We start from the raw sequence: 22,861 nt of genomic DNA, 5'->3' as shown, positions 1-22,861 counted from the left end.
GGCACACATGGAGATTCAGGCTGCCGGACTTCAGCGCATCGTCGAGCGCTACCTGCGCTCCGAGGCCTCCGTGTCGATGGTGGTGATGGAGCTTGTCCAGTTCACGGCCGACACGCAGGCTCTCGCCCGTGCCTTGCCCACGCTGACCGGCGACCCGGCCAGGCTCGACCAGCTCGCACGGCACCTGGCCGAGAACGAGGTGGGCTGCCGCACCATCGTCAGGATGATGGCCCGAGGGCTGGATTTGCCGCAGGTTGCGCAGAGCGCGCAGGAGGGCATCGAGCGATCCAGAAGGCTGTTCGATGCGTCGGTGGCCGAGAGCGAAGAGTCCAGCGTTGCCCTGTACGCGCTGGGAAGCCCCGAACTGCTGGCCGTCGCCACCGACGAGGTGATCGGCGCGCTCCGGGACTGGGGCGTGCTCGGACGTGAACGGGATGCCTTGGAGATCGGGTGTGGCATCGGGCGCCTGATGGTCCCCCTGAGCGCGCGCCTGCGCTCGGTGGTCGGAACGGATGTGTCGGCCGGGATGATCGCAGCGGCCAAGCGGCGGCTCGAGGGGCTCTCGAATGCGAGCGTCCAGGCGACGAACGGCCAGGATCTCGCGCAGTTCGGATCGGCGTCCATGGACCTGGTCTACAGCGTCGACACGTTCCCTTACCTGGTGCTGGCCGGGCGCGCGCTCATCGAGCGCCATTTTCATGAGATTCGGCGTGTGCTTCGGCCCGCGGGCGACTTCGTGCTCTTCAACTACGCGTACGGCTGATCGCGCGACGACGTCAACCGCGAGGTGCTCGACCTCGCACAGGGCGCCCATCTGGAGGTCGTCCGCGCTGACGAACTGCCGTTTCGCGTGTGGAACGGCAGCGGCTGGTTGATGCGCCGGGGCACCTGATGCCGAGGATTCTCTACCTGTCGCCAGCGTTTCCGCCGAGCTCCCATCTGTTCTGCGTCGCGGCTCATGCGCGCGGCGCCAGCGTGCTGGCCATCGGGGATGTGCCAGCGAGCGTCCTGCCGCCGCAGGCGCTGCGCGCACTCGACCAGTACGTGTTCGAGCCCTGCATGGGCGATTACGACGTCCTGCTCGGCATCGTCACCTCGATGATCGCCCGCCACGGTCCGATCGACGTCGTGGAGTCGAACGGGGAACACTGGCTCGAGGTCGAGGGGCGCCTGCGGGACGACCTTGGCATCGTCGGTCCCAAGGCGCAGGACGTGCGACGCCTTCGGAGCAAGCTGGCCATGGCCGAGGCCTTCGACGCCGCGGGTGTGCCTTCCCCACCGGGCATCCGATGCGCATCGCCAGAGGCCGTCAGGGCCTTCGCCGCAAAGTACGGCTTGCCCCTCGTCTTCAAGCCCGACAGCGGTTCGGGGGCCATGTCGACCTTCCGGGTGTCGACACCTACACAGCTGGAAGCGGCGCTGGCGCAGCGGCTGGAGGACCACGTGGTGCAGCCCTTTGTCGATGCCCGCATCGTGACGTTCGACGGCCTGGTGGACCGGACAGGGCGCGTGGTCTTCTGCACGTCCCATGCCTACGACCGGGGCATCATGGAGGTGAGGTCCGGCGCTCTGGACGGCTTCTACTATTCGTTGCGCGAGATTCCGCCGGCGCTGGAACAGATCGGACGGCGGGCGTTGGCAGCGTTCCAACTGCGGCAGCGCTTCTTCCACCTCGAGTTCTTCGCTTGCACCGACGGCTCGTATGTCGCACTCGAGATGAACATGCGCCCGCCGGGCGGGTTCACGACGGACATGCTGAACGACGCCTGCGACTTCGACGTGTATGCGTTGTGGGCCGCCGTCCTCGCCGGCGATCCGCTGGAAGGCTTCACCTATGAACGCAAGTTCCACACGGCCCACGCCGGGCGGCGGCGCGGGCGCGCCTATCTGCACCCGGCAGCAGCGTTGCCGGAACTGCTCGGCGAGACCCTGGTCCGCGTGAATCCCATCCCTGCGGCGTTCGCATCGACGATGGGAGACACGGCCTACTTGCTGCGCCATCGCCAGCTGCAGGCGCTGCTGGACGCCATTGCGGTCGTCCAGCAGCCGTTGGTTCAGGCGTCGGCCGTGCCTGCCTGACCGCGCGGCCTTGGCGCTGCCGCCGGTCTCCGGGGTGCCGCCACATCGGGCCACGATGGACGGCAACCCGGCCGCTGCAAGGCGCGCGCTACCTTGCGACGCCGCGCCGGAACAGGTTCACGATGGCCAGCAGGATCACCGCGCCGAGCAGCGACACGCCCATGGCGCCGAGGCTGAAGTTGCCGTCGTTGATCGTGCCTGCGCTGAGCATCGGAGAGAGAAACCAACCGCCGAGCATCGCGCCAACGACCCCGACGACGACGTTCAAGATGACGCCTTGTTGACCATCCGTTTTCATGATCATGCTGGCGATCCAGCCGATCAAGCCGCCGACGACCAACCAAATGATGAAGTTCATGTTTTCAGCTCCGTGAGTAGGTAGGGGACAAGGGCAAGGCGCGTGCCGTGGGCTCCAACGGCGGCACGACAGGTCCACGCGGGTCCCCGCCGGGTGCGCTGCGGCGGCGGCCACGGCGCATCGGCCAGACCAGACCCGCTCCGGCCACCACCATGCCCGCCAGCTTGAGCACCGGTGCCCGCGACCACGGTCGGCGCCGCAGGCACCTGCACGATTTGCGGCAAAAAGCGCCTTGCGCGCCGTCAGCGCCCTCGGCGCAGGCCGGCCGGCAGTCGGATCAGCACGGCGTCTGCTCGCGGGCGGAACTGAAGGGTCGACGCGCTGGGCACACGGCAGCGGTCCCGACCATGCTCTCGATTCGAACGACGCGGCGCGCCGAACCGCTTTGCCGGCGCCGCCGGCGCTCCGTACGCGGCGGGCCGGGTTCGGTGCGCGGCAGGTCTCGACCCGGCAGCGAAGGGTCGGTCACCCCGTGCCCACCTGGAAAACCGGGAAAACCCGGGAACCCCGGTTCTTCCGGTGGGTCTGGCGACGGCGGCGCTGCAGGTCCCGTCGGATGGGGGGCGCCCGGCTTGGGCACGGGACGCCACGGCGAACCAGGTGCGGGCATCGGCGTGTGCGCCCTGCATGGGGTGGCTGCCGCGATGGGCTCGACCGAGCCATCCAGCGTGTGTGATCTCGTCATCGTGATGTCCATGTGCAAGACGTTGGAAAGCTGCGCGCGACGGGTGCTGCGGATGACCGACGAGCTCGTTGCTCTCGGACACCGGCGCCCTCAACCCGGGCCGGCGCTGGCCCCTTGGTACGTCAGGTGCTCGGTCACCGATCCCGGGTCACCGCCCACGGCATTCACCGCCTCGCGCAACTGCTGCGCGGTGATGCCGAAGTGATCGAGCCAAGCCTGCAGGTGCATGCTGTCATCGGGGTCGATCGGGCCGGCCGGGGGCGGTTGGGTCATTGGGGGAGCGCCGCGTGCATCGCGGCACAACGCCGCCTCGTTGATTTCATGGCAATCGCCGTTCCCGCGAACAGCGGTCCTGTCCATCGCCTTGGCGGTCGAGCAGCCTCGAAGACAGACCCGCGATCCACCCGCAGTTGCCCGCATTGCGCCAGTGGCCGCTGCTTCAGCTGCCAAGCGCAACTGGCCTCCGGCCAGCGGCCACTGGTCGGAGGCACACCGCCCCGCGCCCGACGGACCGATGGCGGAGCAGGACATGGCTTGGTTGGCACGGGTGTCGGCAGTGGCGGTGGGCCTGTGCCTGGGACATGGCGCGGCGCAGGCAGGCCCCGGCCTGTTGAGGGATCCAGCGCCTGACAAGCGTCGGTCGTAGATCCTGGTGTTCGACGCCCGTGGCGCACTGGTCGGCCCGTCGGCGGCGCTGCTCGGGCGTGCCTGGGGCGACCAGTCGGCGCCCGGGGTCGGGCTGCGCACGCAAGAGCGGCGGCCGAGCGACAGCGACCGGACCACACCGGCCGGGCAGTTCGCCAGCGAACCGGGGCGCAAGCACGAAAGCGAGGCCGTGGTCTGGATCGACTACAGCGCCGCGCTGGCCATCCACCGCCTGCGTGGCCACCCCGACCGGGCCGGACGATTGCGCCGTCTGGCCAGAGACGACCCCGCCGCACGGCGCGTGTCGGATGGTTGCGTGGTGGTGCCCGAGGCCTTCTACGACGCCGTGGTGCAGCCGCTGCTGTGTCGCCAGCGCGGATGGGTGCTGGTCATGCCTGAGGCCCCGCAGCAGCCGATGCGCGCCGCAGGGGCGGTCGGTGCGCGACCAGCGCGGCGGGAACATGGATTGCCTGTTGGCGCTCCATGACTCCAGCCACCCCCCCGCACGCACTCCTTCCCCGCTACCGACAGTTGCGCGAACAACTCGACGCGGCCTACACGGCTGCCGTGTGGGACAGCGAAGGCATCGATCGCATCGCCGACCAGATGCTGCAGGTGGAACGATCGCTGGCTGCTGCGCCAGGGCTGTCTTGGGCCCGCGCCAGCGACGGGTGATCCCAGGCAGCTCGTTCCATCGCCACCGCTCGCTGTGGGCCCCGTGGCACCTCCCCTGCTGGCATGAACGTTCCAACAGCGCGCTGCCTCCCGGCGCGCGCCTCCCGTCGCATCGACTGACGAGCTTGCGGCCCCAGGCCCGATCCAGAAGCGCCGCTCTCGGACATGGAGTCCCGCCAGCGTTGGAAGGACCAGCCTGACCGTCGATGGGACCCGCGCTTGATGATCGACGCGTTGCATGCCTTTCCCGCTGATGGTCTGGCAACGCACCGACGCAGGTGTCTTGCGGGTCGATCATGCGGTGGCGGAGCATCCAGTGGACTTCTTCAACATCGACCTGGCAGGCATCTTTTCGTTCACGGTGTCGCCGCTGGAACCGATGCTTCGCGGTGCGTGGATGTACGGGTTCCTGTCCATCGTCTTCCGCCACGTCCCGCGGCGGGACGTGGGTTCGCTGGGCATCAGTGGCTTCCTCCTCGTCGTCATCCTGGGCGACGCAACGCAGAACGGGATGGTCGGCAGCGCGACGTCGGCCACCGACGGCATGGTGCTGATCGCCACACTCGTCTTCTGGAGCGACATGCTCGACTTCATGAGCCTCCCATTCCCGGTGGTCCGGCGCCTGACCTCGGCGCCACGCCTGTGCCTCGTGCGCGACGGGAAACCGCTGCGCAGAAACATGCGCCGGGAATTGATCGCCGACGAGGAACTGAAGGCGAAGATCCGGCAACCAACGTCCGAGGCCCCAGCATGAGCCGGCAGTCCAGACCATCGTCCGAGTCGGCAGAGGATCCCCTGGGCGCGTACAAGGGCAAACGGAACTTCGCGCGAACACCGGAGCCGTCCGAGGGCGGCCAATCCGCAAACGACCAGCTGAACTTTGTCGTTCAGAAGCATTGGGCGCGCAGCCTGCACTACGACTTCCGGTTGGAACTCGATGGAACGATGAAGAGCTGGGCTGTCCCCAAGGGGCCCAGCGTCGACCCGGCCGTCAAGCGCATGGCCGTTCAGGTCGAAGACCACCCTTTGGCCTACGCTGGGTTTGAGGGAACCGTCCCCGCACATCAATACGGCGCAGGCAAGGTCATCGTCTGGGACGCGGGCACCTGGACGCCGTTGCAGGATGCTCGGCAGGGCGTTCGGGACGGCAACCTGAAGTTCGAGCTGCACGGACACAAGCTGCTCGGCCGGTGGGTGCTGGTGCGCATGAAGGGCAAAGAAGAGAAGCAGGCACCCTGGCTTCTCATCAAGGAAAAGGACGCCCATGCCCGCGCGTCCGCCGAGTACAGCGTGATCGACGCACTGCCGGCAAGCGTGCTGTCCCTCGGGCCCGCATCGCGCAGCGCCGGCTCGGGCGCGGGTGATGTCCAGCGACGGTCCTCCGCAACGGGCCTGCCTGTCGGGGCAGTCCCTTCTGCCATGCCGGACTCGCTGTCACCGCAGTTGGCCACCTTGGGGGCCGGTCCGCCGCCAGACCCTGCGGCGTGGCTCTACGAGATCAAGTTGGACGGCTACCGCATGCTGGTGCGCAACGAGGACTCGGGCGTGCACCTGTTGACGCGCAATGGCCATGACTGGACATCGAAGCTGCGCTCCTTGCAAAGCGCATTCGAGCGCCTGGGGCTGCCGTCAGGCTGGTACGACGGCGAGCTCGTGCTGCCCGACGAAGCGGGCATTCCGGATTTCGGCGCGCTGCAGCGGGCGTTCGAATCCCGACGCACCAACGACCTCGTCCTGTATCTGTTCGATGTGCCTTACGCGGACGGGCACGATCTGCGCGGCACGCCATTGCAGGCGCGTCGCTCGTTCCTGAGGGGGCTGCTCGCTGCCTCCAACTCTGGCCGAATCCGTTTCAGCGACGCGTTCGATGCAGCACCCGAGAGCATTCTTTCCTCCGCCTGCAAACTGGGCCTGGAGGGCGTCATCGCCAAACGCCGAAGCAGCCCCTACCGCTCTTCCCGCTCGGCCGATTGGGTCAAGTTGAAATGCAGCCTCCGGCAGGAGTTCGTGATCGGCGGCTACACCGATGCGCAGGGAGCGCGCGCCGGCTTCGGTGCATTGCTGCTAGGCGTGAACGATGAGCAAGGGCGGCTGCAGTATGCAGGCAACGTCGGCACGGGCTTGACGGACAAGGCTCTGAGAGACCTCAAGAAGACGCTTGACGCAAGGGTTCAAACCAAGAGCCCGTTTGCTGTCGACTCGAAGATCGACGGCAAGCCCATCTGGGTCACTCCGACGCTGGTCGCCGAAGTGAGCTTCGGTGCATGGACTCGCACCAGCCGTATCCGGCATGCCGTCTTCCGCGGCCTTCGCGACGACAAGGAACCGACCAGCGTCGTGCGTGAGAAGGCGCAACGCTTGCCGCCAGCCAGGCCTTCGAGCGCAGCCTCCGCGCCCATCGCGCATGCACTGTCCGAACGCATGGACACCGGGAACGTGCCGTGGGCCGGATATGCCAGGGCGGCACGTGGCCTCACTTCCGCGATGGCTGCGCTCGGTTATGCAGCGCCCCAGGCGTGATTTGCCACTTGCGCCTTGCTGACCATCCACCCAATGGCGGCGCTGCGCCGACAAAGGAGTTTCCATGCCGCGTGTGATCTGGAAAGGCGCCATCAGCTTCGGCCTGGTGCATGTGCCCGTGGCCCTGTACCCGGCGTCGCAGGAAGTCGGCATCGACTTCGACTGGCTCGACAAGCGGTCGATGGACCCGGTGGGCTACAAGCGCATCAACAAGCGCACCGGCAGGGAGATCCAGTCCGACGACATCGTCAAGGGCATCAAGCAGGAGGATGGCGACTACGTGATCCTGAGCGAGAACCAGATCAAGGCCGCGTACCCGAAGTCGACCCAGACCATCGAGATCGAATCCTTCGTCAGGGCCAGCGAGATTCCGTTCACGCTGCTGGAGACGCCTTACTACCTGGAGCCCATTGGAAGAGGGGACAAGGTCTACGCGCTGCTCCGCGAGTCGATGTTCGAGGCCGGTGTCATCGGCATCGCGCGCGTGGTGATGCACACCAAGGAACGCCTCGCCGCGCTGATCCCGTCCGGTGCCGCTCTGGTGCTCAACACCATCCGTTGGGCCGGCGAGATCCGTCCCTTGACCGAGCTGAAGCTGCCGCCCGAGGGCAAGACGGCGTCCGGCCTGAAGCCAGCCGAACTGAAGATGGCTGCACAGCTCATCGGTGACATGACAGGGCCATGGAAATCGGAGGCGTACTCGGACAGGTTCGGCGATGCAATCCTGGCGCTGGTGCGCAAGAAGGTCGAGGCCGGCGAGACCGCCACGGTCACCACGCTCGAAGACGCGCCAGCGGAGGCAGGCGCGACGAACGTGGTCGATCTCACCGAACTTCTGGCCCAGAGTCTTGCCAAGCGCAAGCCTGGGAGCGGTGCCGAAGACGGCACCAGAGGTGCCGCCGCAGCGAGGAAGGGCGCTGCCAAGACCTCTACGCGACGGCGAGCATGACCGGCCGCTGGCGCGATTGCGTCGTCGCCGCCCAGTGTCATCGCGGCCTTGCCAGCACCTGCCATCGGCCATGCCTTGGTGACACGCGTTTCGACATCGGGCCAGGCCAGCTCTCGACATGTCGAGCCTCTGTTCGACGCTAAGCCTGGATCTTGTCGGTACCGGACCGCAGTCAACGCGTCCTGTGATTTCGGGCTCAGCCGGAGACCCAACCGGGCGCTGCTGCTTTGCCGGTTCGCCAACACGCTGGCCACTCCCCCAGTGCCCCAGTCTCCGTCATCAAAGCAACCTGATGGGCCTGCGCCCGCTCAGCCAGACCGCATGCCCGTCACGGGAGCTCCAATGGCACGTTCCACCGCAGCAACGCTCGAAGACGCGAATCGAACGCGTGGAGTGATCGGCAGAGTCACCGACACGCGCCAGATCAACGAGGGCACGCCTGCGCTCGATCCAGCACGCATCCGCCAGCTCGGCCGGCTGATCGCCGGGCGACAGTCAGACCCATTCGCCCTCGACATCCCGCACATCCGCCTGGTTTGACGCCGAAGGAGTGAAAGGGCACCGCAAGGCGCCCCGAGCGAGGCCTGCCGAGTGCGATCGGCCGGATGCGGCTCTCCACTGGGTGGTGGCGATGGGCAGGTCGCCTTCACCCAGGAAGCGCGTCGGCGCTACCCAGCGGTTGGGGTTGTCGTCCACCGCCCGGGCGGTGGACGAGCCGTCCGGAGTCTCCTCCCGCTCCTGACGCATCCACGGGTTCAGCGCATCGGTCACGGGTCGTGATCGTCGTCGCGCGCCGAGCCTGGCCTGGCTGTCGGCGTCGGGCGCCTCGCGCTCGGCGTCATGCAGCGCGCCGAAGAACTTCCAGCGCCTGCTCGCCGACCTGGCTGCCGTGGTTGGCCCACAACTCATGCAACTGCGTCGTGCATGCGCCCTGCAGCCCACCTCGGTCACGCCGAGCTCAAAGCAGTCCTTGTCACCCCTGAAGTCGGCGGCGACGAGCTTGCGCGCACTAGGGATGCAGAACCACAGGAATCAGGCCGCGCAGCGCATTGCTGAGCACGATGCGCTCCGCTTTCCGAAACTCTTCGCGGTCGATGGCAACTTCCTGCACAGCAGCGCAGTGGCTCAGAACCCGCGCTCGCAGCGTCCCAGGCAACACACTGCATGTGAGTGGAGGAGTCTTCCAGACGCCTGCCACCCGGATGAACACATTGGTGCGCGCCCCTTCGGTCAACTCACCCGACTGATTGAAGAAGATGGCATCGAAAGCGCCCAAGGACTGGGCCCATCTCAGTTCGTCGTCATAGGTGCTGCGCCGCGACGTCTTGTACAGGGCCAAAGCCGCTTCGCCAGGGTTCGGCACCGAACGGGCTTCCAGGACGAACGCAGGTCGGTGATGATCCAGGGGCTCCAACGGCGCACAGCGAACCTGGATGCCTCCGAAGCGCGACAGGTCGAGGCGAACGCGCCAGAGCCCCGCGCTCGGCAGCATGGCGGTCTCGGATTCCAGGCGCAGCCGGCACGCTTGTTCGTCATACGAGAAACCCAGGGCAGCGGCGCTGCTCGACAAGCGCCGCATGTGCCAGCGTATTGCGCGGATCCCTCGCCCGCTGCGATACAGCATGGTTTCGAAGAGGGTGAAGTCGTCGTCCATCGTCGCTTCAATCGCGACCTGAATGCGCACGGTGCAACGCCACGAGCTTCTTCGGCGCCACCCGGCAGTACGCATCATCGACCACACGCTGCACCAGGCTCCAGTCTGTCGTCGTCGTGAGATGCATGCCAACCCACCCAAGTGCCCCCATGTAGGGTGGCACGTAGAACTCGTCCGGCCGGAGTTCCACCCAGTAGCGACGGGCCTCGACCTCACACGGAAGCCAAAGTGCTGGCGGCAACTGCTCTGGCCGGAACATCGCCAGCGTCCGCTTGCCGCGCACGAAGAAGGCCGGCTGCCCATGGCTGACGCGCTCGGACACCTCAGGAAGCTCCAGGCAGACGCCTCTGACGCGGTGAATCAGTTCAGCCATGTGTATTGCCCTCGAGCGCGCAGGGCTACACCAGCAAGTCGCGCTGGATCCGGCGCCTGTCGGTCTTGCCGAACGCCGTCTTGGGCAGTTGCTCCAGCTGCAGAAGCCTGTCAGGCAGCTTGTAGTCGGCCAGGCCCCGAGTACGCAGGAAGTCCCTCAACTCGGGAAGGCGCAACTGGCGGCTGGCGACCACCACCACACAGGTGCGGTGCCCGAGCGACGCATCGGGCACCCCCACGACGGCCACGTCACGTACGGCGTCGTGGTGGAGTAGATGGTCCTCGATTTCGTCGGGACCGATCTTGTCGCCACCACGGTTGATCACGTCATTGGCCCGTCCTTCGATCACCAGTGCGCCATCGGCCTCGACCCGCACGCGGTCGCCGGTGCAGAAGAAGCCGTCCGCCGTGAACGCCTTCTGGTTGTGAGACTCCGCATTGAAGTAGGCGCGGATTGTGTAGGGGCCACGCACCTGCAGCTCACCGCGTCCTGGCCGCTCCTCGATGCAGCGCCCTTCCTCGTCGACGATTCTGACCTCGTCCATCGGAGACAGCGGTCGACCTTGCGTGTGGAGAAGGTGCCACTCGTCGTCGTCCATGCGCGTCTGAGACAGAAGACCCTCCCCCATGCCGTACGACTGTTGCAGCGACCCTGGAAACGCCTGAATCAGTCGTTGTGCCAGCGCTGGCGCCACGCGCGCCCCACCGACCTGCAGACGACGCAGCGACGATACATCCGTCCTCACCGACTGGCGCGCTTCGGACCAGACTCCTGCAAGCGACGGAACCAGGGCCGTGTGCGTGATGCGGTGCCGTTCGATGAGCTCGAGGCATGTCTGTGGATCTGCACTGGGCGTCATCACGACCACACCACCGTGGGACAGGCATCCAAGGATGCCGGGACAGCCGAGTCCGAAGTTGTGCGCCATCGGCAACGCTGCCAGGTAGCGGGTCGACGCGTCCATGCCCGCGTTTGCAGCACTGACACGAATGTTGTAGACGTACTCCGATTGACACCGGGGGATCAGCTTCGGCAAGCCGGTTGTCCCTCCTGAAAGCAGAAAGAAGGCGGGTGCCCCGACTGGTAGTCGATCGGGCTGCGGATCGACGGGCACAGCCGCCACGAGGGACTTCGGGACATCACCCGCCTCGACGACGAGGAACTCCATGACCTCGGGCAGTTGCTGCCGCAATGCACGAATCATCCCGCTGGCATCGTGGTCGCCGAGGCGGTCGGAGAGGATCATCCACCGAGCCCCGGACGCAAGGGCGAAGTGCGTCAGCTCTGCCTGGCGATGGACAGGAAGCGCGAGCACCGGTGCGACGCCGCAAGCCACCAGCGCGAGGAAGACAAGAACGAAAGACTCGTCGTTTCCCATCTGGAGCACGGCCGTCTCGCCCGGCCGCAGTCCACGGCCGGCAAGGCGCCTGGCCAGCGCTTCCACCTCGAACCAGAGTTCACCGTGCGAGTAGTTCCTGCGCAACCCGATCACCGCGGGCGCGCCAGGGTTTGCAGCAGCCGGAACCGACAGGAAGTCCAGCAGGCCGTCGTCAGTGAGGAGGCCGGCGGCTCGGTAGACCGCCTGCGCGCGTTCGACATCGGACAGATCGGACTTGGACTCCATGAGTGGCTCCATCGTCGGTGTGTTGCAAGGACATGCAGGCATGCGTGATCCGCTCGAGACCATGGCTGAGGTCAGAACTCGGGAGGCTTCACGCCCACACTGGCGTCACCGGCAAGCGCCGGAAGCCGCGGAGCGTGAAGCCCACGACACGCTGGCGTCCGGCCTCGAGCCGAAGCTCCGAGAACCGCTCGGTCAGCGCTTCGAAGGCGGCCTCTGCTTCCTGGCGCGCAAGCATCGAGCCCAGGCAGTGGTGTGCCCCGCCTCCGAAGCCCACGTGATCGCGGATGTTGAGGCGGTCAGGCTGAAGCCGGTCTGGGTCGGCAAAGGCGGCGGGGTCGCGGTTCGCCGCACCCAGCATGAGCATGACATGCGCCCCCGCCTCGATCCGTGTCCCACCCAGTTCGATTGCGCTGGCTGCAAAGCGCGGTGTCTGCTGGATCGGGCTGTCGTGCCTGAAGCACTCCTCGACCAGCTTGGGCACCCTGCTCCGGTCAACGCGGACCTGCGCCCACACCTCGGGGCATCCCCCGAGCGAGTGCACGGCATTGCCCAGCAGGTCTGTCGTCGTCTTGATGCCGGCGACGGCAAAGAAGATCAGGTTCACGACCAACTCCTCCAGGCTGCAGAGGTCATGCGCTTCCAGACCTCCGAGCAGGTGGCTCAGCAAGTCGTCGCCGAGATGTTTGCGCCTTTGAACGAGCGCCAGTCCGAAGTAGCGGGATGCCTGAACCGATGCGCGTGCGGTGATCTGGTGCCGGGACTCGTCGAGCAGGAACTCCGGATCGTCCGCTGCGACCAAAGACTCGGCCATCTGCGCAAGCAGGTCAGCATCGGCGGCAGGGAGACCCAACATCCGACACAGCAGCAGCGCCGGCAGACGCCTGGCGAACTGCGCAACAAAGTCTGCCGGGCCAACCGTCCGACCGAGATCGTCCGCCAGGGAGCATGCGATCTCCTGTGTCCACGCACGGTGCTGTGCCTTGCGGTCAGCCGTGTTCAGGAACGCCGCGAATGCACGTCGGATACGAAGGTGCTCCTGCCCGTCCCTGAACTGCATGCTCGAAAGCGCCTGCCGACCGAATTCACGGTCGCGGTGCGCGCCCAGGTACCGCCGATACATGGCGCTGCCCCGGGGATCGGCGATGAGATCAGGATGCCTCAGTGCAGCCGATACCAGCTGATGGCTCGTGACCACCCACGGACCAAGCCGGGACCGGAACACCGGCATGCGCTCTCTCACGGACGCGAGCGCAGGATAGGGATCGTAGAGGTACGGCGCGCCCAGGACGTGCGAGAACAACGGGTCCGAGAACACCGAGACGGGCGCCTCGGGTTCAGTCGCACCCGACGGTTCACGCGCGTCGGATGGCGGGCTTGGCCGGATGACCGTCATGACGCAGTCTCCAACGGGCCCACTGCGTGCTTTCGCTTCCGCTTGCTCATGCTGCTGCACCTCACTGCTGTCCGCTTGTTGACCGTCTGCCCGCCCGGATCTACCGAGGAAGCACGGCAACAGGGACGCTGCTGAAGGATCGAATCGATGGGTTCGGAAGACGGAGGGCCTGACCACGTGGCTCGATCGACCGCAATCGATGCAAGGCGCGCAAGAAGACTGCATGGCACTCCATCATCGCCAGAGCAGCACCGACACAGTAGTGCGCTCCCAAGCCGAAGCTCAGGTGCGGGTTGTGCTCGCGAGCGATGTCGAACTGATCTGGCCGATCGAACTTCCGAGGATCACGGTTCGCGGAACCCAACATGAAGAAGACGACCCGCCCCGGCTTGATCCTGTGGCCATGAAAGTCGACCGCGTCACGCGCCACGCCTGCAGCAAACTGACTTGGCGCATCGAAACGCATCATCTCGTGGACGGCACTCTTCACGAGATGCGGGTTGTCCCAGAGCCGCCTGCATTCCGCTTCATGATCCAGCAGCATCGAGAACCCTGTGCCGATGAGGCTCGATGTCGTCTCGTATCCGGTGAAGACGACGAACACCGCGTTGTCCACCAGTTCTTCACGGCTGCAGCCTGAATCCACCTGGAGTGCGGCAGCGAACTCCGACAGCAGGTCACCTCGCGGCGCGTGCATTCGTTCGTCGATCAGCCGGCCGACGAGCTCCCGCAACCATGCCAGCGATTCGCTGGCCGCGCTCCGACCTTCCTGCGGCATGGCGAACGGAGCGAACGCCTGACTCAGCTGCCGGGAGCGAAGGCCGATCTCCCGCTGGAGTTCGCGATCGATGCCCAGCAGGTCGCAGACCACGGCGACCGTCAACGGCAACGCCAGATCCGAGACGGCATCGAACCCTCCGTTGTCGATCGCCCGGTCCAGCATGGCGTCCACATGATCATCGATGCGTTGCTGCAAGGTCACCAGTCGCTGCGGGGAAAAGGCCGGGGCCAGCAGGGAGCGCAGGCGCTGGTGATCCTGCACCTCGCGCATGAGCAGCACGTGCTTCGTCAGCTCGGCCGCAGGCCCATCACCCAGGGCGAACCGCGGATCGTGCTCTGGGAAGCTGGAGGCGATACGTCCGCTCTTGACGAGTTTCACCACGTCGTCGTAGCGCGTGATCCCCATGGCCGCCGGCCTGACCCAGCACAAGGGAGCCGCCTCGCGAAGCCTTGCATAGTGCGGATAGGGATCGCACATGACACCCGCGTCGAGTGGGTCGTAGCGGTGCGCGGTCCAGTCGGCCGGTTCAGTCGCAAGCATCGCCGTCGTTCCGCATCAGACGTAACTCGGGTCGACGGGCGCTGTCGGCGAAGACACGTCGACGAGCGCTCCGCTGGCATCCCGCAGCAACATGCGGCGCTGGCCGTACGGCAGGTCGCGGGGCGCCTCGAGGATCTCCAGCTTCAGGCTTCGTGCCTTCGCGTGCGCCTTCTCGACGTCATCGACGACGACGGTGATCATCACGCCGCGCGGAGCTTGCTGGTGCGCCTTCGGAACAAACTCGCTGGTGCGCTTCATGACACCGAGCTGGCCGCCGCCAGGGGCCTTCAAGCTGACGAACCAGTCGGCAGCGAATTCGACCTTGAACTCCAGAAGATTCTCGAACAGGCTCCGGGTCGCACCGAGGTCGTCCGTGAAGAGATTGGTCATCATGGGAAGGTTCCTTCTTCAGAACATGGATTCGGTTTCCGGCCGGTCAGGCGGCAAGCGATTCGGTCACGCCAACGGCCGCATCCAGGACCGCGCGGGTCTTCGACATCGCCACACCGCCGGCAATGACGAGATCCAGTCCTTCGCTGCGCGCGAGGGTGCGGGCTGCATCTGCGGCGGTGCACACGATGGGCTCGTCGGCGAGATTGAAGGACGTGTTGGTGACCATGCCCACGCCGCTGGCCTCGCGAAAGCGGTCGATCAGCTCCCAGTAGGCAGGGAGCAGGTCCTGGTCCACCACCTGCGGCCGTGCAGTTCCATCGACATGCGTGATCGCCGGCACGCTTGCGCGCACGGCAGCCCGGACGTAGTCGGCAGCCAGCATGAAGCGCATGGGGTCGTGGGCCTCGTGAACGAAGAACTCGCGATACCGCTCGCGCAGCACGCTGGGCGCGACGGGTCGCCACATTTCCCGCCCCTTGACGCGATTGAGCTTCTCCAGGCTCGACCGGCTGCGCGGGTCGGCAACGATGCTGCGACAACCCAGGGCGCGTTCACCGACTTCGGCACGCCCCTGCGCCCAACCCACCACGCATCCGTTCGCGATGGCCCGCGCGGCAACCTGCGGTCCAGCCGCCGCATGCAACGGAACGGCCGCCAGTTGCAGGCTTTGCAGAACACTCGCGAAGTCGGCATCCTGCTGCAAGGGCAACGACCAGGCTGCGTGATCGATGTGCGTCGGGGCAAAACCCGGCTTCTCGCGCGAGACCCAGAGCGCCGCACCCAAGGAGACCCCGACGTCGGTGGGAACGGGAGGCACGTAGACGCGCTCGAACAGGTTCTCCCGCAGCAGGCGCCCGATCATCGAGCAATTCATCGCAACCCCACCGGCAATGACAACACGCTTGGCTCGGGTGAGTGAGGCGAGTCGGCGCGCAGTTCCGAGCACGGCCGCCTCCAGCCCATGCTGCACGGACGCTGCAAAGTTGGCATAGGCGATGACACCCTCTCCGCTGCGTTTGCCGTAGGGGTACTCAGCGCCGAACTCCGGCGACAGCGCGGCCTCGAACGCAGGAAACTGATTCATCATCAGCTCCGGCGTCCCTCCCTGGGCCAGGGTCTGCAGCCGCTTGCCGTCACGCTCGATCACATAGCCGGTGGGCAAGGCATTGAGCCCGGGTGCGCGGGTGGCCCTCCCGTAGGACGCGAGTCCCATGAGCTTGCCCTCACCAAAGTCGCCCAGCCCGGCCCAGCGCGTGGCCGCGGAGTAGTAGAAGCCCAGGGACTGATCGATGGGCAGTTGTTCGAGCACGCGAATGTCCGAACCCACGCCGACGGCAAGCGTCGTCGAACTGTGCTCGCCCGCGCCGTCGATCACCAGGATCGCTGTCGGGGTGCCACTGGCCATGGCCTCGGCGCCGAGACTGAAGTACGCGCTGGCCGCGTGCGCCAAGTGGTGGTCGACCCACTCGATGCGTTGGGCCTGCGCCGTCGCCACCTCGGCATGGAGCCCGAGCTCGCCGAACAGCATCTCGGCCAGCCGATCAGGCTGAAAGCGGCGGCTCCTGCCCATCGCCGTTGCCGGAATGTTCCAGCCGACTGCGATCTGCGATATGTCGTGCAGGCCGATGCCCGCGTCGCTCAAGCAGTGCTTGATGGCCAGAGCGGGAGACTGCGCGACCGCATGCTTGCGACGGCTGACCTTCTCCTGTTCCACCAGGTTGACGATCCGGCCATCCCTGAGCAACGCGGCAGCAGCGTCGTGGAACCCGACATTGATGCCGAGGGCGTAGTGCGCACTCATTCGATCAACTCCTCGATCAAGCTTCTGCAAGCGATGCACCGGCACTTGTGCCGTCCTTCGGAACCACGCCCGCACCGGATCGGCCTGCGACGCCGGGCACGCTCCCCGCCTGGTGCTCGGTGCGCCACACGGAGAGCCGACACACCCGGAACGCCCTCGGTCGCGCGATGGCCTGTCCGGCGTAGCGGTCGACAGCGCGATCGACAGTCAACTGTTCCTCTTCGGCGAGCCAGGCCCTGATCTGCTCCGCCCGCGGCAACCCAGAGAAAACAGCGTCCGCTTCCAGATCGTCGACCTGCAGCAGGCGACCCTGCAGCATCAGCGAGGATCCATCGGCGGTACCTTCGAAAACCAGGGAAGCCGGCTGATCGGCTTGCGTTCCGAGGCCCCTGCCCTGCACATGCAGCAGCACGCCCCCGAACACGCCCAGGACCCTGTGGCTCGGCTCTTGATCGTTCAGGCCGCCGGGCAGCAGCAGCCGGGACGATGCCGCAGCGCTTGCCGAGAGGCGGGCCAGCGAAGCTTCGATGGCTTCGTCCGCCGCAGGGACCGGCCGCCATGCCAGCGGCACTTCTGCGCGTAGCACGGGGCGATGGCCTCCATGCCCACCAGTCCGCGGAAAGCTCAACCCGAAAGCGGACAGCAGCGCCCTGCTCTTGACGATGATCTCGTCCAGTTCTGCCTGCGGCTCGGACAGCGCGATGACCGCACCGCCGCAGCCCAGATGCATGCGTCGGCCGACCTTGACAAGACTTCGGATGACAACATTGAAGTCCGCCGTGCCGTTGAGCGCGAAGTAGCCGAGCGATCCTGAATAGATGCCGCGCGGCCCGCCTTCCAACTGGTCGAGAATGGCCATGCTTCTGACCTTCGGGGCCCCGGTCATCGAGCCTGGTGGAAAGGCGTGGCGAACGGCATCCACGGACGAGGCCCCGTCCAGCATCCGGCCCTCCACGGTGCTGGTCATCTGGTGCACCGTGGCGTAGGTCTCGACCTCGAACATGCTGACCGGGTCCACGCCCGCGAGCCGCGAGCACCTGCCCACGTCGTTGCGAACCAGATCCAGGATCATCAGGTTCTCGGCCCGGTCCTTGGGGCTGCTGGCCAATTCCTGGCGCAGTGCCACGTCGGCGGCTTCGTCGGCACCACGTGGTCGCGTGCCCTTCATCGGCCGGCTCTGAATCGTTCGGTGCCGGTCGACGCGAACGAAACGCTCCGGTGACAGGCTCAGCACCGACCAGTCCGGACCGCGCAGGAAGCAGGAGAACGAGGTGGGGTTCCGACGCCTCAGGTGGCGGTAGATCTGAAGCGCGTCCGCGTCAGCGACGAGTTCGAACTGCAAGGCGTTGGTCAGGCACAGTTCGTAGCTCTCGCCGCACAGGATCTCCTTCTGGCACTCGCGCACCAGGTGCACGTAATCGTCCGCGCCATGCCGCAGGACCAGATTGCGACCCTCGGGCAAAGTCGGCAGCGCAGGTGCCTGCGCATGCGACGCCGACTCCAGCAACGACTCGATGGCGGCAGACCATCGTGCAAACTCCGCGTCCGCGGCCGCCCGGGATGCCGGACAGGCGGCGAGTGCCCACCAGTCTCCGCGAGCATGGTCGTGCACCAGGATGCGATCAGCGAACATCATCCAGGCCGCCGGAAGTTCCGGCTGGGCAGCCGCCTGACCGCCGGTTTCCGCCTTGAGTTCGTAGCCCAGATGTCCGAACCACCCTGGACGGACGTCGAAGGGCAGAACTGGCACCGCGTCCTCTTCCAGTCGACAGCCACGCAGATCCTCGTCCATCCAGTCGAAGAACCGCACGTCGCGTTCGCTCCAGTCCCCCGCACCCGCAGAGCGCCAGCGCACCTGGCCCTGGGCGACCTGCGCCTGGACGTACCGGCCGTTCGGACCGGAAGCATCCGCGATCACGGACACGCGCGACATGGACGAGCCCGGGTCGTTCGAGTCGAGCCACAGCGCGGGATCGGAAGAGGAACCGTGCAAAGCCACGAAGGCGGTTTCGGTGTCCACCCGTGGAGACAACCGTCTCGCACGCAAGCGCAGGGTTTCGACGGGCGGAACTGCCTCAGCCGGAGGAGCCGGCACTTCGCGGGGAGCCGTCCCTGCCGCCCCCACCAAGGTTCGCTGGCCAGTCCGATGCATGTCAGCCAGCCGGCAGAAGTTCAGCAGCAGTTCCCGACCGAACTGGCAGCACGCCGACTCGGGGTGGAACTGCACGCCCCAGAGAGGCAGCTCGCGATGGCTGACCGCCATCAGCAGTCCATCCAGCGTCCACGCGATCCCGGAAAGCTCCGGCGGCAACCTGCTGGCGATCAGCGAGTGGTACCGCACGACATCGAAGGTCTCCGGAATCCCCTGGAACAGCGGATGACCCCGGTGCAGGATCGTGTCCACGCGGCCGTGCACAGGCTCGGGCGCACGCTCGACCCGTCCTCCCAGCTCATGGCACAAGCCCTGGTGACCGAGGCAGACGCCCAGCAGCGGGCGCAGGATCTCCCTCTCGACCAGGACGTCGCGCGAGATGCCCATGTCGCTCGGGACCTCGGGGTTTCCAGGTCCGGGAGAGATCACCACCATGTCGAAGGATCGAAGGTGTTCCCGTCGCCAGTGGACGTCATCGTTGGCGATGACCACGGGTTCTCGTCCAGTGACCGCGCCCAGCAGGTGGTAAAGGTTGTAGGTGAAGGAGTCGTGGTTGTCGATGATCAGTGAGTTCATGGGCGTTCAACCTCGAGTGGCTGCGCCGCGGCGCAGTGGGGTGCGACCGAAAGAGCACGGTGAATCCATTCGTCGGAGCGAAGGACATGCCGCTGGAGCTTGCCGTTCGTCGTCCGAGGCAGGCGTTCGACCGGGACGAAGAACTTCGGCACCATGAACGGCGCCAGTCGCGCCCGCGCCAGGCTGCGCAGCTCTGGCTCGATGTGTGCCAGCAGACGACGGCACACGACAAACGCCCACAGGCGAGAAGCGCCGTCCCGGTGCACGACCGACGCGACAGCGACCTCGGCCACGTCCGGGTGTTCGGACAAGACTGCTTCGACTTCCAGTGGCGAGAGCTTCATGCCGCCGACCTTCTCGATGTCGTCGACTCTGCCGAGGTGCTGCAAGCGTCCATCGACAAGCCGCCGGGCTTTGTCGCCAGTCCGAAACCAGTCACCGACAAACAGGTCGGCACCGCGCGCGGTGCCGGTGACATCGCGCCAATAGCCGCGCGGGACAGTCGGCCCCGCCAGCCAGACTTCGCCCTCCCCGCCCGGGGGTGCTGGCGAGCCCGTGGCGGGGTCACGCAACTCGACGCTGTAGCCCGGCAACACCCGCCCGACGGAAGCCGCCGGATCGTCGCCGAGCGACGTTCCGCAGTAGGCATGCCCGGCCTCCGTTGAACCCAACTGATTCAAGACCGGCGCGCGCAGCCAACCCTGCAGCCGGGAGGCAAGACCAGGGGACAAGGCCTCTCCAGCGCTCACGGCAAGGCGCAGGCTCTGCGAAGGCGACTGCTCCGCCTCGCGCATCAGAGACGCGAAACCGGAAGGCACCCAGAACATGACATCGACCGGGTGGCGAAGCAGAACATCGAGTGCGTCTGCACCGGACGGCCTGCGCGGCAGCAGCACCGCTGACGCCCCCATCGTCAGCGGGAAGGCCAGGCTGTTGCCCAAGCCATAGGCGAAGAACATGCGGCTGGCAGAGAACAGCAGGTCCTCGCGCCGCAACCCCAGCATTCCAGTGGCAACAGCATCGCGGTAGACCAGCATGTCCTCGTGTCGATGCGGTACCGCCTTCTGCTCGCCCGTCGTTCCCGATGTGAACTGCACATACAAGGGCGCGAAGCCAGAATCCGCTGCATCCGGCGCGGTCGCGTCCGGATGGGCCAGTTCGCGCAGCGCTTCTGCGGGGTCGATCAACACGGCGGAGGAAAAGCGCTCTGCCAGCGCGCCATCGACGAGTGCCAGCCGAGGCTGGAAGCGAGCACACAGCCGCTCGTGCTCGGCGGCGCCCAAGTGCGGGTTGACCACCAGCGCGGTGGCCCCGAGCCGGGCACACGCGAGGAAGGCTGCCACCCACAGCACACTGTCATCGAGCGCGAGAAGGAGACGGCTGCCGGCGACGAGTCCTTTCCGCTGGAAGAGTCGCGCCAGGCCGTGCGATGCCCGGTGGACTTGCGCATGACTCCACTCGCGCCCGGGCGTGACGAATGCGCGTGCGTCGAGCCAACCTCCGCGGCACGCCAGGCGTTCGACTTCGATCGCGAAGTTCATGCGTTGTCCACCTCTTGAATGGGTTGGGCGCTGTCGGACGCTGCGTGGTGCAAGAGCGCCAGGTATCCCTCGAGAAACGCGTGCGACCACCGTCGGCTGAATCTCCTGTCCGAAGCAGCGAGTACCACCTGGTGGGCGACGTCGCCAGGCATGACGACGAGGTCGAGGTCGAACCGGCGGGCCACGCCGTCGGGTGGGTCGACCATCCGAACGTCCAGATCCGCTGTCTGCATGGCGTGGGTAGGACGCGAGAAGAGTTGGAAGACCACTTCCCGCGCCGTCTCTGCGGACACGAGGCCTGCCGGCAGCAGTTGGTAGGGCCAGCGCTGGTGTGCCACCGCCGCTGCAGTGGTGTCTCGCATCTGTCGTGCGAGCACTGGCAGGCTCGTTCCGGACTCGACCAGGCTCCGCAGGACCACCATGTTCGCCAGGAACCCGACCGTGGTGCCACTGAGCGGATGGGCGCGGTTGGACAGGAGCGTTCCGACACTCAGGTCATGCCCCCCCGTCAGCCGATGGAGGTGCAACTTGAAGAGCGCAAGCAGCCAGACGAACAGCGATGTGTGGCACGCGCGTGCCTGCTGCTCGAGTGCCCCGATGACCGATTTGGACAGTGCTGCACGATGGAAGGAAATGGTGTCACCGGCGTCGCCAGCCGTCGCCGGCGCGACGCCAGCCCGGCGGGGCAGATCCAGCGGTCGAGAGCCCCGCAATGCCGTCTCCCAGAACCCACGGCTGCGCTGCGCATCAGCCCCGGTCAACCAGGACTGTTCATTGCGAACATGGTCATCGAACTGCCATGTCACTGGCTCGAGGGGAAGGCCGTCGTACGCGAACCCCAGTTCCTTGCTGACGAGCGCGCAGGACACCGCGTCCGTGACCAGGTGATGCTGGTTGATGCACAGCACATGCAGCGCTGCGTGCAAGCGCCACAGGCGGACGCGATGGCAAGGGCCTGCCATCGACACCGGGCGACGCAGTTCTTCGCGGAGCGCAGCCTGCATGCGGAGATCGGAGACGTCGCTCACGTCGCCGCCGACGGACAGCGGCTCGATCGTCCAGTGCGACGGACGATGCGGAACGATCACGCGCTGGAGCAGCGATCCCCGTCCGATGAACCCGGTCCGCAGCGCCTCGTGACGCTGCACAACCGTGTCCCACGCGCGTTGCAGCCGTGGCACGTCGAGCGGCCCATGGAAGGCCAGCACCACAGGACAGTTCAAGGCTCCGTGGCGGCCCTGATAGTGGTCGAGCAACCACATCATCCGCTGGCCCGCCGTGACCTGACCCGGTGACGCACCGGAGGCAGCCTGGCAGTGGCTGATGGGCAGACAGGTCGGAGAGTCGCTCATGGCGTGCTCGCATCCAGCGCCGCCGCGCTTGTGTCGAGGTACGGCGACAAGCACCGCGCCGCTTCCGCGATGAGCCGCCGACGGTGTGCCGACAGGTAGAAGTGGCCGCCCTCGAAGACCCGCAGCTGCACCTCACGTTCGCAGTAGCGCTGCCAGCCGCCTGCCCTGTCTGCGGGCACGTCCGGGTCGGAGTCGCCGACACAGACGACGACCTCGGATCGGATGCGATCGCCGGTCGTGAAGGCATGGCTCTCGATGGCCTGGTAGTCGGCCCTGAGCGCTGGTGTCAACACGCGCAGCAGATCGGGCAGTTCGAGCACGGCGGCCGGCGTTCCACCGACGCGGACCATCTCCAGCCACAACTGTCTGTCGTCCGACTGGTGGATGCGCGACTGCTGCACCTCGTCGGGTGGCGGGTGGCTGCTCAGCAGCAGTGCCACCGGAGCGCGGTCGTGCCGTTGCAGGTGCAGGCACAACTCGAAGGCGACCGCCGCTCCCATGCTGTGACCCAGCAGCACGAAAGGAACAGATGGCAGAGCACCGATGCCCTGGATCAAGTCTTGCAGCAGCGGCTCCATCGCCGTGCATGGAGACTCTCCGAGCCGCTCTTCGCGTCCTGGATACTGCAGGGCCCAGAGACCCAGACCTGATGGCATCGATGCGGCCCAGGGCCGGAAGTAGTTGGCCCCGCCGCCGGCGTGTGGACAACACACCAGTGCAGCGCGCTCCAAGGCGGTCCCCCCCGGCCGCGACGCGGGCGTGGGCAGCTT

22 protein-coding genes are annotated in these 22,861 nt (G+C 66.6%); 8 read left to right on the top strand and 14 right to left on the bottom strand.

Annotation, left to right across the window (positions count from 1 at the left end; translation table 11 throughout):
• Positions 1-7: 7 nt before the first annotated feature.
• A complete protein-coding gene (locus ACPOLB_RS25605) occupies positions 8-763 on the top strand; it encodes a class I SAM-dependent methyltransferase (protein ID WP_425258886.1) in 756 nt (251 codons plus the stop codon).
• A gap of 128 nt (positions 764-891) precedes the next feature.
• Positions 892-2,079 carry an ATP-grasp domain-containing protein gene (locus tag ACPOLB_RS25600; protein ID WP_425258885.1) on the top strand — a complete coding sequence of 396 codons (1,188 nt, stop codon included), beginning with the start codon at positions 892-894 and terminating at the stop codon, positions 2,077-2,079.
• An 88-nt stretch (positions 2,080-2,167) separates the two neighbouring features.
• Here ACPOLB_RS25600 and ACPOLB_RS25595 read toward each other — a convergent pair whose 3' ends face one another.
• Both ACPOLB_RS25595 and ACPOLB_RS25590 read right to left on the bottom strand, forming a co-directional pair.
• On the bottom strand, positions 2,168-2,437 hold the full coding sequence (locus ACPOLB_RS25595) for a GlsB/YeaQ/YmgE family stress response membrane protein (protein ID WP_425258884.1): 270 nt from the start codon (positions 2,435-2,437) through the stop codon (positions 2,168-2,170).
• A 775-nt stretch (positions 2,438-3,212) separates the two neighbouring features.
• Positions 3,213-3,395 carry a DUF3606 domain-containing protein gene (locus ACPOLB_RS25590; protein ID WP_425258883.1) on the bottom strand — a complete coding sequence of 61 codons (183 nt, stop codon included), beginning with the start codon at positions 3,393-3,395 and terminating at the stop codon, positions 3,213-3,215.
• A gap of 379 nt (positions 3,396-3,774) precedes the next feature.
• On the opposite strand from ACPOLB_RS25590, the gene ACPOLB_RS25585 reads away from it, so the two are divergent.
• From ACPOLB_RS25585 to ACPOLB_RS25560, 6 genes are all read left to right on the top strand, one after another.
• On the top strand, positions 3,775-4,254 hold the full coding sequence (locus ACPOLB_RS25585) for a L,D-transpeptidase (protein WP_425258882.1): 480 nt from the start codon (positions 3,775-3,777) through the stop codon (positions 4,252-4,254).
• Positions 4,251-4,442, top strand: a complete 192-nt coding sequence (locus ACPOLB_RS25580) for a hypothetical protein (RefSeq protein ID WP_425258881.1) — start codon at positions 4,251-4,253, stop codon at positions 4,440-4,442. The genes ACPOLB_RS25585 and ACPOLB_RS25580 overlap by 4 nt, the downstream gene beginning before the upstream one ends.
• Before the next feature lie 238 nt (positions 4,443-4,680).
• Positions 4,681-5,196 carry a DUF421 domain-containing protein gene (locus ACPOLB_RS25575; RefSeq protein ID WP_425258880.1) on the top strand — a complete coding sequence of 172 codons (516 nt, stop codon included), beginning with the start codon at positions 4,681-4,683 and terminating at the stop codon, positions 5,194-5,196.
• Complete coding sequence (gene ligD, locus ACPOLB_RS25570) at positions 5,193-6,962, top strand: non-homologous end-joining DNA ligase (protein WP_425258879.1); 1,770 nt, start codon at positions 5,193-5,195, stop codon at positions 6,960-6,962. Before ACPOLB_RS25575 ends, ligD begins: the two co-directional genes overlap by 4 nt.
• A 64-nt stretch (positions 6,963-7,026) precedes the next feature.
• Positions 7,027-7,911, top strand: coding sequence for a Ku protein (locus tag ACPOLB_RS25565; protein WP_425258878.1), 885 nt, complete (start codon positions 7,027-7,029; stop codon positions 7,909-7,911).
• A gap of 342 nt (positions 7,912-8,253) precedes the next feature.
• Positions 8,254-8,451: a hypothetical protein gene (locus ACPOLB_RS25560; protein WP_425258876.1), complete on the top strand. Its 198-nt coding sequence runs from the start codon at positions 8,254-8,256 to the stop codon at positions 8,449-8,451.
• Here ACPOLB_RS25560 and ACPOLB_RS25555 read toward each other — a convergent pair.
• The 12 genes from ACPOLB_RS25555 to ACPOLB_RS25500 form a co-directional block, all read right to left on the bottom strand.
• A complete protein-coding gene (locus ACPOLB_RS25555) occupies positions 8,407-8,820 on the bottom strand; it encodes an IS66 family transposase (protein WP_425261976.1) in 414 nt (137 codons plus the stop codon). The genes ACPOLB_RS25560 and ACPOLB_RS25555 overlap by 45 nt on opposite strands.
• Positions 8,821-8,920: 100 nt before the next feature.
• Positions 8,921-9,565 carry an aminotransferase class IV gene (locus ACPOLB_RS25550; RefSeq protein WP_425258874.1) on the bottom strand — a complete coding sequence of 215 codons (645 nt, stop codon included), beginning with the start codon at positions 9,563-9,565 and terminating at the stop codon, positions 8,921-8,923.
• Positions 9,566-9,572: 7 nt separating this feature from the next.
• Positions 9,573-9,938, bottom strand: coding sequence for an MmcQ/YjbR family DNA-binding protein (locus ACPOLB_RS25545; protein ID WP_425258873.1), 366 nt, complete (start codon positions 9,936-9,938; stop codon positions 9,573-9,575).
• Positions 9,939-9,963: 25 nt separating this feature from the next.
• Positions 9,964-11,562, bottom strand: a complete 1,599-nt coding sequence (locus tag ACPOLB_RS25540) for a (2,3-dihydroxybenzoyl)adenylate synthase (protein ID WP_425258872.1) — start codon at positions 11,560-11,562, stop codon at positions 9,964-9,966.
• A gap of 88 nt (positions 11,563-11,650) precedes the next feature.
• Positions 11,651-12,955: a cytochrome P450 gene (locus ACPOLB_RS25535; protein ID WP_425258871.1), complete on the bottom strand. Its 1,305-nt coding sequence runs from the start codon at positions 12,953-12,955 to the stop codon at positions 11,651-11,653.
• Positions 12,956-13,055: 100 nt separating this feature from the next.
• Positions 13,056-14,276 (bottom strand): cytochrome P450, encoded by a 1,221-nt coding sequence (locus tag ACPOLB_RS25530; RefSeq protein WP_425258870.1) that lies wholly within the window; start codon positions 14,274-14,276, stop codon positions 13,056-13,058.
• A 15-nt stretch (positions 14,277-14,291) separates the two neighbouring features.
• A complete protein-coding gene (locus ACPOLB_RS25525; protein ID WP_425258869.1) occupies positions 14,292-14,669 on the bottom strand; it encodes a VOC family protein in 378 nt (125 codons plus the stop codon).
• Between the two features lie 43 nt (positions 14,670-14,712).
• The gene (locus tag ACPOLB_RS25520) at positions 14,713-16,470 is read right to left on the bottom strand and encodes a carbamoyltransferase family protein (RefSeq protein WP_425258868.1); all 1,758 of its coding nucleotides are present in this window, start codon (positions 16,468-16,470) and stop codon (positions 14,713-14,715) included.
• 16 nt (positions 16,471-16,486) lie between these two features.
• A complete protein-coding gene (locus ACPOLB_RS25515) occupies positions 16,487-19,198 on the bottom strand; it encodes a chorismate-binding protein (RefSeq protein WP_425258867.1) in 2,712 nt (903 codons plus the stop codon).
• Positions 19,195-20,739, bottom strand: coding sequence for an AMP-binding protein (locus tag ACPOLB_RS25510; RefSeq protein ID WP_425258866.1), 1,545 nt, complete (start codon positions 20,737-20,739; stop codon positions 19,195-19,197). The genes ACPOLB_RS25515 and ACPOLB_RS25510 overlap by 4 nt, the downstream gene beginning before the upstream one ends.
• A complete protein-coding gene (locus ACPOLB_RS25505) occupies positions 20,736-22,091 on the bottom strand; it encodes a condensation domain-containing protein (protein WP_425258865.1) in 1,356 nt (451 codons plus the stop codon). The genes ACPOLB_RS25510 and ACPOLB_RS25505 overlap by 4 nt, the downstream gene beginning before the upstream one ends.
• Positions 22,088-22,747: a thioesterase II family protein gene (locus ACPOLB_RS25500; protein WP_425261975.1), complete on the bottom strand. Its 660-nt coding sequence runs from the start codon at positions 22,745-22,747 to the stop codon at positions 22,088-22,090. The genes ACPOLB_RS25505 and ACPOLB_RS25500 overlap by 4 nt, the downstream gene beginning before the upstream one ends.
• Between the last annotated feature and the right edge of the window lie 114 nt (positions 22,748-22,861).

It is taken from the genome of Rubrivivax soli, assembly GCF_049810355.1.
Classification (GTDB): domain Bacteria; phylum Pseudomonadota; class Gammaproteobacteria; order Burkholderiales; family Burkholderiaceae_C; genus Rubrivivax.
The sequence above is the reverse complement of the archived record's forward strand: the minus strand, read 5'-3'. Positions and strand labels throughout refer to the sequence as shown.